The organism is Sphaerospermopsis sp. FACHB-1194 (assembly GCF_014696235.1).
Lineage (GTDB): Bacteria > Cyanobacteriota > Cyanobacteriia > Cyanobacteriales > Nostocaceae > Sphaerospermopsis > Sphaerospermopsis kisseleviana.
In genome coordinates this window covers 1-14,985 of the sequence record NZ_JACJPU010000076.1, presented here as the reverse complement: position 1 = coordinate 14,985, position 14,985 = coordinate 1, and the positions used below count along the sequence as shown (strand labels likewise).

Below are 14,985 nucleotides of genomic sequence, written 5' to 3'. Positions count from 1 at the left end.
CCAGTCCCCAGTCCCCAGTCACCAGTCCCCAGTCCCCAGTCACCAGTCCCCAGTCACCAGTCCCCAGTCCCCAGTCCCCAGTCCCCAGTCCCCAGTCCCCAGTCCTCTCCTCCTGACTTCTGAATTTATTCAGGAACTCCCATCTATTTGTTGAATTTCTAATTAGATAGCGGTCTTACCTAGAGCGTCGATTCAGTAATGCTAGGTAATCTGTTGTTACCTGGTAGGGGCGAAGCATTCGGGTGATAACCCATCGCTGAAACCAGTTCATATTCCATCTGAAAGGTAATCTGTTGTTACCTGGTAGGGGCGAAGCATTCGGGTGATAACCTATCGCTGAAACCAGTTCATATTCCGTCTGAATGCTTCGCCCTTAGGATTAATGAATCGGTGTTCTAGAAGAAATTGGAGTAAAAAAAATTCTATGCTTTCATCTGAAAAATCCTCTTTGGAGGCGGGTTTAGCTGCTCTCAAAGAGGGAAATTACTATGCGGCAATAACTCAACTTTTGCCTATTGCTAATCAACCAGAAGACAGCGATATCCGTTTGCAAGCACTGGTTGGTTTAGTGATGTCTTATGCACACACAGGGGAAATATCAAAGGCGATCGCCTTGTGTAGAAATTTAATTGAAAGTGATAATTCCCAAGTTCAAGAATGGGCAAAAGTTGCACTTGAACATTTAACTAAACGACAAAAAAGACTCAAATCAAAATCACATCATCAATCACACAATATTGTCAATTCTACTCAAATCACTAAGCCACAAGCAAGTGGATCAAAAAAATCTACTAATAACATCTACCGTACCACAGAAACAACCAGTATTTATTGGCGACAAGCTAGACGTGCAAAAGTATGGCAACCTCTCCGTAAATATAACTTAATTCCTTCCCGACTATTAGCTTTAGCAACTTTCATGGCTTTGTTTTGGGTATTACGCGCCATGTTAGAGTTGGTAATGACTTTAACCAATCAGATTTTAGATAAACTTCCTTATGTTAGTCCATTGCCATTTTTATATAGTGATTTTACTACCTTAATATTAGTCCCGTTGTTGGTGTTGTTGGTGCTGTCTCCTTGGTTGTTAGATTGGTTACTAACAGAATTTTATCAGCAACAACCGTTATCTAAAGAAATTTTGTATACCTATAGTCGGGAAGCAGTGAGGATCACACAACGTACTTGTCAGCTAAAACGTTGGCCTGTTCCCACATTCCAGATTTTACCAATAGCAGCACCGATGATGTTCACCTATGGTAATCTACCTCGTAACGCCAGAATTGTTGTTAGTCAAGGACTGTTAGCAAAACTTACAGATGATGAAATAGCTACTATTTATGCTTTAGGTTTAGGACAGATTAACCGTTGGGATTTTGGGGTGATGTCTTTGGCTTTGTTGGTGACTTTACCGATTTATCAACTTTATCAGCAAGCCTCAACTTTGGCAAATAAAAGTGAGCAGAAAATTTGGTGCTGGACTGCTACAGGTTTGGCGGGTTTGTGTTATGGTATTTGGTGTTTATTGACGGGTACAACTTTGCTGAATGCGCGGTTTCGCCTTTATGCCAGCGATCGCCAAGCTGCCGAAATTACAGGTAATCCTAATGGGTTAATTCGTGCTTTACTGAAAATTACCATTGGTATTGCTGATGATATCAAAAAACAACAACATACCAGTCCGCAATTAGAAAGCTTGAATATTTTAGCCCCAGTAGATTTTCAACACAGCCTCTGTTTAGGTAGCCTTGCAGGTCATTTACCTTGGGAATCATTATTAATATGGGAAAATAGCAATCCTTATCGGCAATGGTTTACTATTAATAATAGTCATCCTTTATTGGGCGATCGCCTGCAACGTTTGTGTAAAATTGCTCGTCATTGGCATTTAGAAACAGAACTACATTTTATCCATCCAGAGTTATTGCAAGTTAAACCACAATCTTTCTTATTACAAATTGCCCCCTTTTTGGGCATTCCTTTAGGTTTGACATTAGCAGGACTGTTTTGGTTAGCTTGGCAAAGTGCATACACCTTGCATTTATTTAACCTGAAATGGATTTATGATGATTGGTCATTTGTGACAGGATTCTTAATGATAGGCTTTAGCATTGGTACAGTCATGCGGCTAAATGCCTTTTTCCCAGAAATCAAATCTTTGAGCTTAGACAGTGATGAGCAAATTTTGCAGCTATTAACAAACCCCTCGGTTTTGCCACTGGATAGCGTCAGCGTCCGTATTACTGGTAAACTGTTAGGTCGTCGAGGTACTAGCAACTGTCTAGCCCAAGACCTGATTTTAGAGTCCAGCATCGGTTTAGTGAAGCTACATCATATTCCTGGGTTAGAACTCAAAACCACACCCCAAGAATTGATAGGTAGGCAAATTATCGTTACAGGTTGGTTACGAAGAGGGGTAACACCTTGGATCGACATTCAAACCCTAGAAACTGAAAATGGCACAATTATTAATAGTCCCCATCCCATTTTTTCCACTGTTTTAGCCGTCATCGCCCAAGCTTGGGGAGCTTATATAATGCTAACAGCCCAATCTCTAGCCAGATAATGGCACTTCCTGCCTTCAAAACCCAGGAAATGTAAACAAACGTTGCAAACTTGAACTCAATAATGTTACATTTGTTCATGAAATTAATAGCAACTGACCTAACTCAGTCACCCAACTTAGTTAGTAATTCTGCTACTGCTAATATTCCATCCCCCTTAATCCTTCCAAAACAGCAGGAAAGCGACCAGCCGATGGCTGGTTTTTGTTTCCAAAAATCCCCTTGTGCAAAAATGTATTGTATACTACGATGCTATAATGCTATAATGCAATCTGCAAAAATGTGAGTGCTGAACTAGCTACGTAGGCAATACCATGATAATGTTAAGAGATGGTATTTTGTCCTGTGGGTTAAAGCTGGAAAGAATTCATTTACTGTAGTGGACTATTAACTATTAAATTTGGAATCCTGAGAATTAAAATGGTATTAGCTGGTCATACTAGCGGTTTAGTCTTAAATAAGCATCATCCTCACAAAAAACGGTATTGGAAAATTGCGCCCAATCTATAAACAAACATGAGCATTAATATTCATAAATTTAGTAGCACAGCAATTAGGGTTACAAAACTTATTAGTGTGAGTAATCACTGGGTTATAGTCCTTGTTTAGTATATATAAGCATATTGTTAAGATTATCATGCAAATAATTGAGCGGTATATTATTCAAAAAAGTTATCCCCATAAACAGGAGATTGATGATTTATGCTTTTGTGCTAAAAACTTATACAGTTATGCTAACTTTTATATTTACCAAAGTTTTATTTTGAAGCATAAATATCTGGATGTTAATTTCCTAGAAAAACAGTTAAAGAATTTTCAAGCTGACCTAGCTTTATCTACTCAAGTAGTAAAAAAATATTTATTAGGTTTAGATTTCAATTTGTTAAACTTGCTCACAGCAATTAAGATATATAAAGAAAATAAACCAGAATTTTTAGGCATAGACAAATTACTCAAATATCAACACCAAGAAAAGAGCAGACAGTTATTAGTTTATATTGATCAGATCGTGAGTAAATCTAAAATGAAAGCAGACTTGATTCATCTATCACCAAACCATATTTGCATTCCTACTGTTGTAGATTATTTCTGTCTGCATCGAGTCAGGAATGTACCCAATATTGACCATGATGTGGTAGAAGTTGTTTATGAAAAAGAGGAGTTAGATTATGACTTAAAACAAGATGCGATTGCAGCGATTAATGTAGGCAGAGATAACCTAGCAGCGTTAACTGCTAACCAACCTAGATTTGTGCAAGTTATAATCAAAGGGCAGATTATCAAGTCAATTAATCGTTATTACAATCAACAAAAAGCTAAATTAAAATCTTTACTACCGGCTCGTAAACAAACATCTAAATTGTTGATGTTAATGGTAGTTTAATATTTTAATATAAAATATTCCCGACAGCTTTTAGCCAACTTTTAGCCAAGGGATAGGGGCGTTATAGTTCTCCCTGTTGGGGTGATTCCCTACGAACAAACAACATGATATAAATGTATAGCAGATTGCAGATCAATGAAGTCCAGCATTTAAGTTTAAAGGCAGTCACCAAGCCAGTTTTCTCCTGCCTCCTGCCTCCTGCCTCCTGCCTCCCGCTGTATGTTCATGTAGTTTGAAACTATAGTTTGATAGTTGGCATTAAAAAATTGGTTTATGGCGATTTTTGTTAATAGCATCTATTTAGAAGCCAAAGCCAAGTCAATGTTTTTGTTTTGTCATTTTCATTTCCACACTGGAGGTATAGTTCATGTCCGTTCGCCTATACATAGGTAATTTGCCCAAAGAAGAAATTGATCGTCAAGAATTGCAAGCTGTATTTGCGGCTGAAGGCGATGCTGTCACTACTAAACTGATTAAAGACCGCAAAACAGGTAAATGTCGTGGTTTTGGATTTTTAACAGTTAACAACGATGAACAAGCAGACCAAATTATTGAAAAATATAATGGTCAATTGTTTAAAGATGCTGCCATTAAACTAGAAAAGGCATTACCCCGGACTAAAGGTGATGAAGGTGAAGAACAAGCGCCTAAAGCTGCTAGTCAAGGTAGTAGCACTCCTGTACCTAATACCAACAAAGAACGCCGTGAAAAAGCATCTAAAAAGTCTCGCCGTGGTGGTGGTGGATCTCGTGAGACAGCTACCACAGCTGATTCAGACGCAATTCGTCCAGATCCCCGTTGGGCTGATAAGTTAGAACAACTCAAACAAATGTTAGCTGCTGCCGGCTCCTGATCCTCCAGGTCCAGTGCTAAAAATTAAAAATCACAAATATAGCAGGAGTCAGGAGTCAGTAGTCAGGAGTAAAACTCGCTGCTGGTGGGATTTTCATGATGAATTGATGTCCTAACTACTTTGTCTACAGCTATATCACAAATGATGGAGATTTTTAATTTTTGGTTGTTCTCTTGTAGCTAAGGCTACTAAATTTCTCTGAAATCACCAGCCCTCGTGGACTGTTTTTTGTGCAAACAACCAACAATAACAGAGGCATTAAGCAGTGTTGAAAGCTAAATCTGGCTTCAGCACTGCTTAATTTTATTAAGGGGAATAGGGACTGGGGAGAAAGATTTTAGATTTTAGATTTTAGATTTTAGATTGGAGTTGACAAAAACAATCCAAAATCCAACATAAAAAACTCCTGCCCCCTGCCCCCTCACAAGGGCAAGACTTGGGGGACAGGGAAGGACAGTGGACAAGGGAGGAAAACCGTACAAAATCATATTCTCTTGGTAACAAAAAGACCATTGTCCGTATAAAATCTTCCTTGTCTACTTTCCCACCTTGTCTTCCTAGTCCTGCCTTAACAGATAATATTAAAAACCTACCCCTGTGAACTGCCTTCTGCCCCCTGCTGTAACTTTTTTACAAAACTGTAGCTTATTTAACAAAAAAAAATAATTCATAATAATAGTATAAGTCAATACTGTATTTTAAATACTGTAGTTTAAAAAAAGTAATTTCACCAAAAAAGATTGTGAGTATGAAAGATGTGTAAGCCAAACGAAATTGTCAATTCAACAGTAATTAATAATTGTTTTATGGGGGAAACAAATAATTTCAATCAGTGAATAAAAATATTTAAATTTCACGTATTTTATGATTGTTAATCGGCGCATTAAGCATTAATTTTGCATTAATTAATGTCTGATATGTCATTAATATTTTTTTACTAGTATTAAAAAAATATAATTTAATCTATCAAAGGTATTGAATATTAATATACAAAAATACGTGAATTTGATGAAAAGTTACCCCTGAAATCATCATTTATAAATTAAAATAAAGATTAATCAAAGTTTCTAAAGAATTCAGGTAAGCGTGAACAGCGTAAACTTGGAAACCCAAACTACCTTGTGATAATCAGCAACACACAACTTATGAACTCTACCAGTAACAAACGCATTGCTTTGATTTCAGTCCATGGTGATCCGGCGATTGAAATTGGAAGAGAGGAAGCTGGAGGACAGAATGTATATGTCCGTCAAGTGGGTGAAGCACTATCCCAACTAGGATGGCAGGTTGATATGTTTAGCCGGAAAATAAGTGTTGAACAAGAAGATATTGTTCAACATAATTCCCGCTGTCGAACCATTCGGTTAACAGCAGGACCAGTGGAATTTGTACCACGAGATAACGGATTTAAATATTTGCCAGAATTTGTAGAACAGTTATTAAAATTTCAAAAAGAAAACGGATTTAAATATGAGTTGGTTCACACTAACTACTGGCTATCTAGCTGGGTAGGTTTGCAGTTAAAACAAATCCAAGGAAGTAAACAGGTTCATACATATCATTCTTTAGGTATCGTCAAATACAACACCATAGAAAATATTCCTTTGGTTGCTAGTCAACGTTTAGCTGTAGAAAAAGAAGTTTTAGAAACAGCAGAAAAAATTGTGGCTACAAGTCCACAGGAAAAACAACACATGAAAACATTGGTTTCTCAACAAGGAAATATTGATATTATTCCTTGTGGTACAGATATTCGCCGCTTTGGTTCTGTGGATCGAGAAACTGCTAGAGCTAAATTAGAAATTGAGCCAGATGCTAAGGTGGTGTTATATGTGGGACGTTTTGATCCACGGAAGGGGATAGAAACTTTGGTGCGTGCGGTGCGGGAGTCGCATTTTTTTGGTGATAAAAACCTGAAGTTAATTATTGGTGGGGGAAGTACACCAGGTAATAGCGATGGTAGAGAACGCGATCGCATTGAGGGAATAGTTAACGAGTTGGGGATGGGTGAGTGTACCGTTTTCCCTGGGTTGTTGAAACAAGAAATATTGCCAACTTATTACGCTGCGGCTGATGTGTGCGTGATTCCTAGCCATTATGAACCTTTTGGACTGGTGGCAGTGGAAGCTATGGCCTGTGGTACACCGGTGATCGCTAGTGATGTGGGTGGACTTCAGTTTAGTGTGGTGAATGAAAATACTGGTTTGTTAGTACCACCTCAAGATGTAGCAGCGTTTAGTAATGCTATTGATAGAATTTTAGGTAATTCTGAATGGCGTGCAGAGTTAGGTAAGTCGGGTAAGAGACGGGTAATGAGTAAGTTTAGTTGGGATGGTGTGGCGAGTCAGTTGGATTCACTTTATACTGAACTGCTGCAATCGGTTAAAGAGCCGGCTTTGGTGCGTGGTTAATTAGGGGTTGCTGAGAAAGTCTTTCCGTGAGGGCATAGGAGTCAGGAGTCAGGAGTCAGGAGTCAGGAGTCAGGAGGAGATTTGAAAATTTCTTTGCTATCTCTTGAAATCCCAAAAAATGCACACTTTTTCCGGTATACCCTTCAAAACCCTTGCACTAATTTCTGTGTTTATCAGCCTCTAACCTTTGATATATCAAGGTTTTAGGTTTATTCAGCAAACCCTAATTAATAGAATAATCTTTTTTGACGGGTTTTTGATATCCTCTGGTTTTGTCAGGGGATATTTTTTTATGACTTACACATTTACTGTCAAGAAATCTGTTATATTTGAGAATTTTCTCACTAACTGTTCAGGATTGCTATATTACAATTATATTATTAATTTCAACTACCTAACCATGACAACTATATCTATAGAATTACCAGAAAGTATTTTTCACACATTAGGAAAATCCCCTGATGAATTAGCCAGAGAAATGAAAATAGCTGCTGCTGTTAAATGGTATGAATTAGGATCAATATCTCAAGGTAAAGCGGCAGAGATAGCAGGTTTAAACAGAATAGAATTTATGGATGTTCTGATTCGTTATCAGGTTTCTCCCTTTCAATATACTGCGGTCGAATTAGCCGAGAAAATTGCATCACTAGATGAATAGATATGAATAAAATAGTTATTAACACATCACTGCTAATTGTACTATTTAAAAGTCAACTTACCTATTTACTACCACAGCTATTTACGGAAATTATTGTTCCTGCTGCTGTTTGGGGTGAAATTGTCAAAGCTGGTAAAATAGATATAGCAATTAACAAACTTAATCATTTTCCATCATATCATAAACATCCGTATTAAATAAATAATGATACATTTGGTTATAAAAAAACCTCTCTGCGTCCTCTGCGCCTCTGCGTGAGATAAAAAAATATATTCAGAAGTTGGGTATCTGGTAGGTTTTTCAGCCTTTTTCCCGATCAAGTGCAACAACAGATGAGTTTAGCTTTGTGATCTCCCAACCTAAAGGCTAAAGTGGATAGAAAGTAAAGCAGGTACAACGATGGAAGTTCAAGAAATCAAAAAATTCCCCAAACCTAGAAAAATAGACAGTCAACCCACCCCATCCCAACACATCAAGATATTAGACTGTAATCAACCCGTGAGCAGAGTTATATTTGAATGCTGGCACTGTAAACAAGGTATTTTGAGTGAAGTAGATGTCACCTCATCCCAATTTCTAGAAATTACCTGTCCTAGTTGTGGTAAAACAGGTTTAAGATTAATGGCTGATAAAGTCCTGTCAACTACTCCTATTCCTTCACCCTGGCAGTAAGGTGACAGGTGACAGGTGACAGGTGACAGTGAGAAGGCAAAAGTTAATTTTCTCTTTCTGACTCCTGCCTCCTGACTCCTGCTATATATTGTTAATTATCTTGTTAGTGGCGATCGCACTAAAAAATTCATAAACGAACCGCAGAGGCGCAGAGAACACAGAGAAAGAAGAAACTGTTAAACGGTTTGGCGCTGCTTCTTCAAAAAATGATAATAACTCAGTAATAACCCAAAATCTCTCTTAAACCCTCTTCCCTTTGTGTCCTTTGCGGTTCGTTATTCCGTGATCTGTGCCTAAGTCCTATAATTCAGAATAGCTTAAACCTAAAAATCATAGTTATTAATTATTTTGCAACCCGTAGACTTTACCACCCTCACCGCAACTTGCAGCGAACTCCGCGCTAACTGGCTACCTGCACGCACAGAACAGGTATATCAACGCGATCGCCATACCATAGCCATCGCCCTCCGCACCATGAAAAAGCGCGAGTGGCTAGATATATCATGGCATCCCCAAGCCACAAGAATTTGTATTGCTGAACCACCACCACGCACACCAGATACTTTCACTTTCAGTCAACAACTCATCCATCAGTTAGGTGGTTTAGCTTTAATAGCTATAGATTTTATCGCCCCTTGGGAACGAGTGGTAGACTTTAAATTTGCCCGTCGTCCAGGAGAAGCAGCACTTTATCACCTGTACGTCGAAGTAATGGGTAAATATAGTAATGCTATTCTCACCGACGCAAATAACGAAATTATCACCGCCGCCCATCAAGTTAGTCAACAACAGTCTAGAGTTCGTCCTATTCAAACTGGTGAACCTTACGAAACACCACCCAAACTAACAGGAACTATACCCAATTTAAACGAATCACAAACACGCTGGCAAGAACGAGTTAGTTTAGTTCCCGGATCTATTAAAAAGCAACTCCTGAAAAGTTATAGCGGTTTAAGTGCAGCTTTATTAGATTCTATGTTATTCGCTGCCAATATATCACCAGAAACCAATACTGATATTTTAACTGCCGATGACTGGGAGAGGTTATTTACCAAATGGCAAGAATGGTTACAAACTTTAGAAACTTTAGAAAGTTGTAAATTTCAACCTGCTGTAACTGCAAAAGGTTACACTGTTTTAGGTTGGGGAGGAATAACACCAGCCAAAAATATCCAAGAATTACTCAACCAATATTATACAGATCAATTAAATCAACAATCATTTTCTCAGCTACGTCATCAGTTAACCCAGAAGTTGGGTAATATTTTGGGTAAGTTAAATATTAAAGCCCAAACCTTTAAAGACCGGTTACAACAGTCAGATCAAGCAGATGAATACAAACAACAAGCAGACCTATTAATGGCACATCTGCAAAACTGGCAACCAGGAATGACAGAAATTATTTTAGATGATTTTGAGACAGGAAAACCAGTGGCGATCGCCCTCCAACCAGATAAAAACGCCGTCCAAAATGCCCAAAAGCTATACAAACAACACCAAAAACTCAAACGCGCCCGTGCAGCAGTTGAACCACTATTATTAGACGTACAATCAGAAATAGACTATTTAGAACAAGTAGAAGCTGCTATTTCCCAAATAGAGAACTACCAAAATACAGAAGACTTACAAGCTTTAGAAGAAATACGCGATGAACTCATAGAACAAAAATATTTAGAAGACTTAGAATATCGTCGTCGCAGCAACACTGAAACCGCAAGTACAAACTTTCGTCGTTATCGCACCCCTAGCGGTTTTGAAGTCTTGATCGGTCGTAACAACAACCAAAATGATTATCTCACATTTCGGGTAGCAGGAGATTATGATTTATGGTTTCACGCCCAAGAAATACCCGGCAGTCATGTTTTACTACGTTTAGAACCCGGTGCAGTTCCAGACGAAGCAGACTTAGAATACACAGCCAACCTAGCAGCTTACTTTAGTCGTGGCCGTGAAAGTGAACAAGTACCAGTAGTTTACACCCAACCCAACCGAGTTTATAAACCCAAAGGTGCAAAACCTGGACTTGTGGTTTATAAACACGAAACCATAATTTGGGGAAAACCACAATTGGTGACTGGTGACTGGTGACTGGTGACTGGTGACTGGTGACTGGTGACTGGGGAGAAATATTTACCTTTTGACTCCTGAACTCCTGTCATAACTTCCTGACTTTTAGACCTTGACGGATCTTCCTCATCTGCCTGTAAATATAAAGACTTCCTTAACTGAGGGAAGATATTTTTTGAGAATTTCATAGAAAAATCTGTACTGCCTGTTACAATCTTGTTAAGAAAAGTTGCCCGTTACATTTTGGGAACGCGCAATTTGGTTTTGACTCTACTGAGAAGACAACACGAACAACGTTTTAAAATTTTTTTGACCAGCCCGTGGGAAGGCTGGTTTTTTATTTAACAACGTAGGGGCAAACCCCCCGTGGTTGCCCCTATTCGCTATTCTCTATTCGCTATTCCCTGTTCCTAGAAACTAAAGGTAGTTCTCAACGCCCCAATGACTACATCATTATTATTAGTATTATGGTCTGGTGCGGTTAACCAAATAACCCCAGGGGTAATAGTGATATTGTCGTTGAGTTTATATTGATAAAATGCCTCAATGTGATATGAGGTGTTTTGGTCTTTGAATGCTGCTAAGTTGGTACTTGTACTGGTAACTTTTGGCTCCATGCCGACGATAATACCAGCTAAGTTACCTTTTTTACCCAAGTCTCGGAAACCAAGGGTGACAGCATAGTTCCAAATGTCAACATCTCCTCTTGCACCTGTTAACACATTACTGTTTGTATATCCACCCCAACCACCTAACACGAATTTATCACTAATGCCTATGGATGCTTGCACACCGTAGGAATTACTGGAAAATGAATTGCCTGTAAAATAGTTAGATGTGGCGTTATTGCTACCTGTAGCTAGTGGTGTGTTATAGGAATTGATGTAAGTTAAACCTAAAGTAATGCGATCGCTGGGTTTAACTGTCAACTGTGCCAAAGCACCATAGGGACCATCAAACAAACCACTTCCACTGGCAGGGCTATTAGCTGAACCTGCTAAATACCCTAAACTTACTCCCACCTTATCGCTAAACTGGTGAGTTACTCCCAAACCCGAACCATCTATTTGTCCATAAATTGGGTTGCGTGTACCAAAGGTAGATAAAGCACCAAAAGCACCATCACCGTCAAAAATGTTCACTGTACTGGTAATGTCATCTATTGCACCACCGGAGGCGATCGCTATTGCTTGGGTTTTCTCACTTAGAGGGAATCTATACGATAGTGTTCCCAGTACAGAAGTGGTAGTACCACTACTTGCAAAAGCCAAATTTCCTTCCCCTGTTAGCAAGTCAGGAGTGTCGATATTATTACTCTCAATTGTGGTAAACAGTGTATCTTCACCCGTAAAACTGCTGACAAATTCAATTCTTGTCCGCGCCCCAAGGGTAGTATTTTTATCTGTAATAGGTGATCCGTTAACTTGATCACCTGATAAAACATCACTAACAACGGCTACAACTTGACCTTGCAGTTTAGTAGTGGTCGAAAACTGATTTGCTTCTAACTCAGAAGTCTTTGCTTCCAAAGCATCCACACGCCCCCGTAAGGTTGCTAGTTCCGCAGAAAATTCTTCTTGCAGTTTTTGGATAGTTGCTAAGTCTTGTTTTGTGACTCCATCAGCAGTTGCAGTAGCAATTAATTCATTCACCCGATCCAAACAGGCATTCAAACCTGCTGCAAATTCATACCTGGTTAATGCGCGATTTCCCCGATAAGTACCATTAGGATACCCAGCAATACAACCATAACGTTCTACTAAAGACTGTAACGCTTGAAATGCCCAGTCTCCCGGTTGTACATCTGACAACTGAGATACTGAAGTAACTTGTGATATTAACTCTTGCTGAGAATAATTAGTTTCTGTTTTCCCTGCTGGTTCACTTGCGAAAACAGATGTATTTGCACATAGTATAATGCTGCAAATAGCTGGACTGGTAAGATGATTCCACTTTTTAGCCATTTTTCCACACACCCATTGTTATTTCACAACTGTACCGAGAAGTTTATTTGCTACGTTTTTTAACAAAGCTAATTAAGGTCATTTTTACAACTATGTAGCCAAAAATACCTCAGCACTTAAAAAAATTAATCTTAAAGCGGTCTCCCAGAAAAAAATGTAATCTACATTACTTAAATCAAAGCATCTTGTAAATAGTGCATAATTTTTGTTGTCAGTATTATGTGAAAATGATAATGGTTCTTATATTAATGTATAATGAGTATAATTTTCAATGGAAAATTGACCTAAAATCAAAAATTCTGCTAAAGAGAGGAAAAGCAAATGACAGTTAATCTTACAAAACAAGAGATAAAAGTCTATAAAAAGCCTATTGGGCTAATATTTACTCTATTTTGCTGTTTAATTGCCTCTGGTTGTCAGCAAACACAAAACAACACAGCGCAAAATGCGGTTCAGTCATCACCGTCACCAGTAGAAAAGGTACAAAACTCAGAAAAAACTAAAGTAGTAACTACGTTTTTACCCGTGTATTTGTTTACAAAAGCTGTAGTTGGAGATGTAGCAGATGTAGAGATTTTAATTCCACCAGGTACAGATGTGCATGAATATCAGGCCACACCGGATGATGTGAAGGCGATCGCCACAGCCAGAATTTTAGTAAAAAATGGCTTAGGTATGGAAGAATTTCTTAGCAATACCATCAAAAATGCAGAAAATTCCAAATTAATAGAAATTGATGCCAGTAAAGGTATTAAAGTAGTAGATGACATATCACCAGTAGAGGAAGTAAAAAGTCACGATCACGATCATGATCACAAACATGAACACGCAGAGGGAAACCCTCATGTTTGGTTAGATCCAGTTTTTGCCAAACAGCAAGTGATCAATATTAGAGATGGTTTAATTAAAGCTGATCCAGCCAATAAAGAAGTTTATCAAACTAATGCTGCCACTTATATTCAAGAATTAGAAAAATTAAATAATGAATTTCAGCAGACTTTAAGCAAAACACCCAACTGCACTTTTATCACCTTTCATGATGCCTTTCCTTATCTAGCCCAAAGATACAACCTCAAGCAAGTTGCAGTTGTGAAAATTCCCGAAGATCAACTTTCACCAGCAGACGTAAAAAAAGCCGTCAATGCAGTGAAAAAGTACCAAGTAAAAGCTTTATTTAGTGAACCAGGAGTAGACAATAAATTACTGAATAGCCTTTCTCAAGATTTGAAATTAACTTTGTATCCTCTTAGTTCTTTGGAAACTGGGGAAACCAACCCACAATATTATTTCCAAGCAATGAGAAATAATTTGCAGAGTTTAGCAGCAGGATGTCAATAATTGATAATTGATAATTGATAATTGATAATTCAAAATCTAAAATCTAAAATCTAAAATCTAAAATCGAATGACTGACGAACAAGAATCAAAAACATTATTGCCAATATTAAAAGTAGAAGGTTTAACCGTCTATCAAGGAAGCTATTTAGCTATACGGGATGTTTCCTTTGCATTATTTCCCGGAACAGATACAGCAATAGTAGGACCAAATGGCGCTGGTAAAAGTACCTTAGTTAAAGCTATTTTAGATTTAATTCCTCGTAGTTCTGGAACAATTGAAATTTTTGGTCGCCCCATTTCTCGGTTAGGAAATTTGCGTAAAGAATTGGCATATATGCCACAAAACTTTATTTTTGATCGCAGTTTTCCTATTTCTGTGAGTGAGTTAGTAGAACTGGGAATAGGTGACAGGGAAAAGGTAAAAGGTCAAAATAAACATCTATTTTTATCCAATTTTTGGCAAAACAAACAAGAAAAATCAGCCGCAGTCAAAGCAGCTTTACAACGTACAGATGCTTATCATTTAAGAAATCAAGCTATTGGTACTCTTAGTGGTGGTCAACTAAAAAGGGTATTGTTAGCTTATTGTTTGGTAATTCGGCGAAAATTCCTAGTATTGGATGAAGCTTTTGCTGGGGTAGATATGCGAGGTGCGGCTGATTTTTATGCCTTGCTAAATGAGTTAAAACAGGAGGAAAATTGGACAGTTTTGCAGGTTTCCCATGATATTGATATGGTAAATCGTCATTGCGATCGCGTCATCTGTCTGAATCAAACTTTAGTGTGTTCTGGACATCCAGAAATTGCCCTTTCACCACAAAATCTCTTAGCAACTTATGGTCCTGGTTTTAGTCGTTATCAACACCATCATTAAATAATAGGGAATAGGGAATAGGGAATAGAAGTTTTAACATTGAACTTTATTTTCCCCAATCACCAGTCACCAGTCACCAATCACCAATCACCAATCACCAATCACCAATCACCAATCACCAATCACCAATCACCAATCACCAATCACCAATCACCAATCACCAATCACCAATCACCAATCACCAATCACCAATCACCAAT

13 protein-coding genes are annotated in these 14,985 nt (G+C 38.2%); 10 read left to right on the top strand and 3 right to left on the bottom strand.

The genetic code is table 11. From position 1 onward, the window contains the following. Positions 1-424 precede the first annotated feature (424 nt). Positions 425-2,566 carry a M48 family metalloprotease gene (locus H6F45_RS25015; RefSeq protein ID WP_190348697.1) on the top strand — a complete coding sequence of 714 codons (2,142 nt, stop codon included), beginning with the start codon at positions 425-427 and terminating at the stop codon, positions 2,564-2,566. A gap of 635 nt (positions 2,567-3,201) precedes the next feature. Continuing rightward, positions 3,202-3,948: a hypothetical protein gene (locus H6F45_RS25010; protein ID WP_137669041.1), complete on the top strand. Its 747-nt coding sequence runs from the start codon at positions 3,202-3,204 to the stop codon at positions 3,946-3,948. Positions 3,949-4,103: 155 nt separating this feature from the next. On the opposite strand, the gene H6F45_RS25005 is transcribed toward H6F45_RS25010, so the two are convergent. Beyond that, positions 4,104-4,244 (bottom strand): hypothetical protein, encoded by a 141-nt coding sequence (locus H6F45_RS25005; protein ID WP_190348696.1) that lies wholly within the window; start codon positions 4,242-4,244, stop codon positions 4,104-4,106. A 71-nt stretch (positions 4,245-4,315) separates the two neighbouring features. Here H6F45_RS25005 and H6F45_RS25000 point away from each other — a divergent pair, with 71 nt between their 5' ends. From H6F45_RS25000 to H6F45_RS24975, 6 genes are all read left to right on the top strand, one after another. After that, complete coding sequence (locus H6F45_RS25000) at positions 4,316-4,801, top strand: RNA-binding protein (RefSeq protein ID WP_137669040.1); 486 nt, start codon at positions 4,316-4,318, stop codon at positions 4,799-4,801. Positions 4,802-5,946: 1,145 nt separating this feature from the next. Beyond that, positions 5,947-7,212 (top strand): glycosyltransferase family 1 protein, encoded by a 1,266-nt coding sequence (locus H6F45_RS24995; RefSeq protein WP_190348695.1) that lies wholly within the window; start codon positions 5,947-5,949, stop codon positions 7,210-7,212. A 400-nt stretch (positions 7,213-7,612) separates the two neighbouring features. Beyond that, positions 7,613-7,870: a UPF0175 family protein gene (locus H6F45_RS24990; RefSeq protein WP_190348694.1), complete on the top strand. Its 258-nt coding sequence runs from the start codon at positions 7,613-7,615 to the stop codon at positions 7,868-7,870. Between the two features lie 2 nt (positions 7,871-7,872). Next, positions 7,873-8,067, top strand: coding sequence for a hypothetical protein (locus H6F45_RS24985; protein ID WP_190348693.1), 195 nt, complete (start codon positions 7,873-7,875; stop codon positions 8,065-8,067). A 202-nt stretch (positions 8,068-8,269) separates the two neighbouring features. After that, on the top strand, positions 8,270-8,542 hold the full coding sequence (locus tag H6F45_RS24980) for a hypothetical protein (RefSeq protein WP_096565916.1): 273 nt from the start codon (positions 8,270-8,272) through the stop codon (positions 8,540-8,542). A gap of 348 nt (positions 8,543-8,890) precedes the next feature. Further along, positions 8,891-10,630 carry an NFACT family protein gene (locus H6F45_RS24975; RefSeq protein WP_190348692.1) on the top strand — a complete coding sequence of 580 codons (1,740 nt, stop codon included), beginning with the start codon at positions 8,891-8,893 and terminating at the stop codon, positions 10,628-10,630. On the opposite strand, the gene H6F45_RS24970 is transcribed toward H6F45_RS24975, so the two are convergent. Both H6F45_RS24970 and H6F45_RS24965 read right to left on the bottom strand, forming a co-directional pair. After that, a complete protein-coding gene (locus tag H6F45_RS24970) occupies positions 10,573-10,797 on the bottom strand; it encodes a hypothetical protein (protein WP_190348691.1) in 225 nt (74 codons plus the stop codon). The two genes, H6F45_RS24975 and H6F45_RS24970, sit on opposite strands and share 58 nt — an antisense overlap. 222 nt (positions 10,798-11,019) lie before the next feature. Continuing rightward, entirely contained in the window at positions 11,020-12,573 is a 1,554-nt protein-coding gene (locus H6F45_RS24965; protein ID WP_190348690.1) for an iron uptake porin, read from the bottom strand. Between the two features lie 321 nt (positions 12,574-12,894). On the opposite strand from H6F45_RS24965, the gene H6F45_RS24960 reads away from it, so the two are divergent. Together H6F45_RS24960 and H6F45_RS24955 are read left to right on the top strand one after the other, a co-directional pair. Next, positions 12,895-13,911: a metal ABC transporter substrate-binding protein gene (locus H6F45_RS24960; protein WP_190348689.1), complete on the top strand. Its 1,017-nt coding sequence runs from the start codon at positions 12,895-12,897 to the stop codon at positions 13,909-13,911. Positions 13,912-13,978: 67 nt separating this feature from the next. Beyond that, positions 13,979-14,785, top strand: coding sequence for a metal ABC transporter ATP-binding protein (locus H6F45_RS24955; protein ID WP_137668091.1), 807 nt, complete (start codon positions 13,979-13,981; stop codon positions 14,783-14,785). Positions 14,786-14,985 lie beyond the last annotated feature (200 nt).

Bases quoted from the DNA above. Each gene is read 5' to 3' on its own strand.
- H6F45_RS24965 (WP_190348690.1), bottom strand. From the start codon at position 12,573: ATGGCTAAAAAGTGGAATCATCTTACCAGTCCAGCTATTTGCAGCATT.
- H6F45_RS24985 (WP_190348693.1), top strand. From the start codon at position 7,873: ATGAATAAAATAGTTATTAACACATCACTGCTAATTGTACTATTTAAA.
- H6F45_RS24995 (WP_190348695.1), top strand. From the start codon at position 5,947: ATGAACTCTACCAGTAACAAACGCATTGCTTTGATTTCAGTCCATGGT.
- H6F45_RS24980 (WP_096565916.1), top strand. From the start codon at position 8,270: ATGGAAGTTCAAGAAATCAAAAAATTCCCCAAACCTAGAAAAATAGAC.
- H6F45_RS24960 (WP_190348689.1), top strand. From the start codon at position 12,895: ATGACAGTTAATCTTACAAAACAAGAGATAAAAGTCTATAAAAAGCCT.
- H6F45_RS24955 (WP_137668091.1), top strand. From the start codon at position 13,979: ATGACTGACGAACAAGAATCAAAAACATTATTGCCAATATTAAAAGTA.
- H6F45_RS25005 (WP_190348696.1), bottom strand. From the start codon at position 4,244: ATGCTATTAACAAAAATCGCCATAAACCAATTTTTTAATGCCAACTAT.
- H6F45_RS25015 (WP_190348697.1), top strand. From the start codon at position 425: ATGCTTTCATCTGAAAAATCCTCTTTGGAGGCGGGTTTAGCTGCTCTC.
- H6F45_RS24970 (WP_190348691.1), bottom strand. From the start codon at position 10,797: ATGAAATTCTCAAAAAATATCTTCCCTCAGTTAAGGAAGTCTTTATAT.
- H6F45_RS24990 (WP_190348694.1), top strand. From the start codon at position 7,613: ATGACAACTATATCTATAGAATTACCAGAAAGTATTTTTCACACATTA.
- H6F45_RS25000 (WP_137669040.1), top strand. From the start codon at position 4,316: ATGTCCGTTCGCCTATACATAGGTAATTTGCCCAAAGAAGAAATTGAT.
- H6F45_RS25010 (WP_137669041.1), top strand. From the start codon at position 3,202: ATGCAAATAATTGAGCGGTATATTATTCAAAAAAGTTATCCCCATAAA.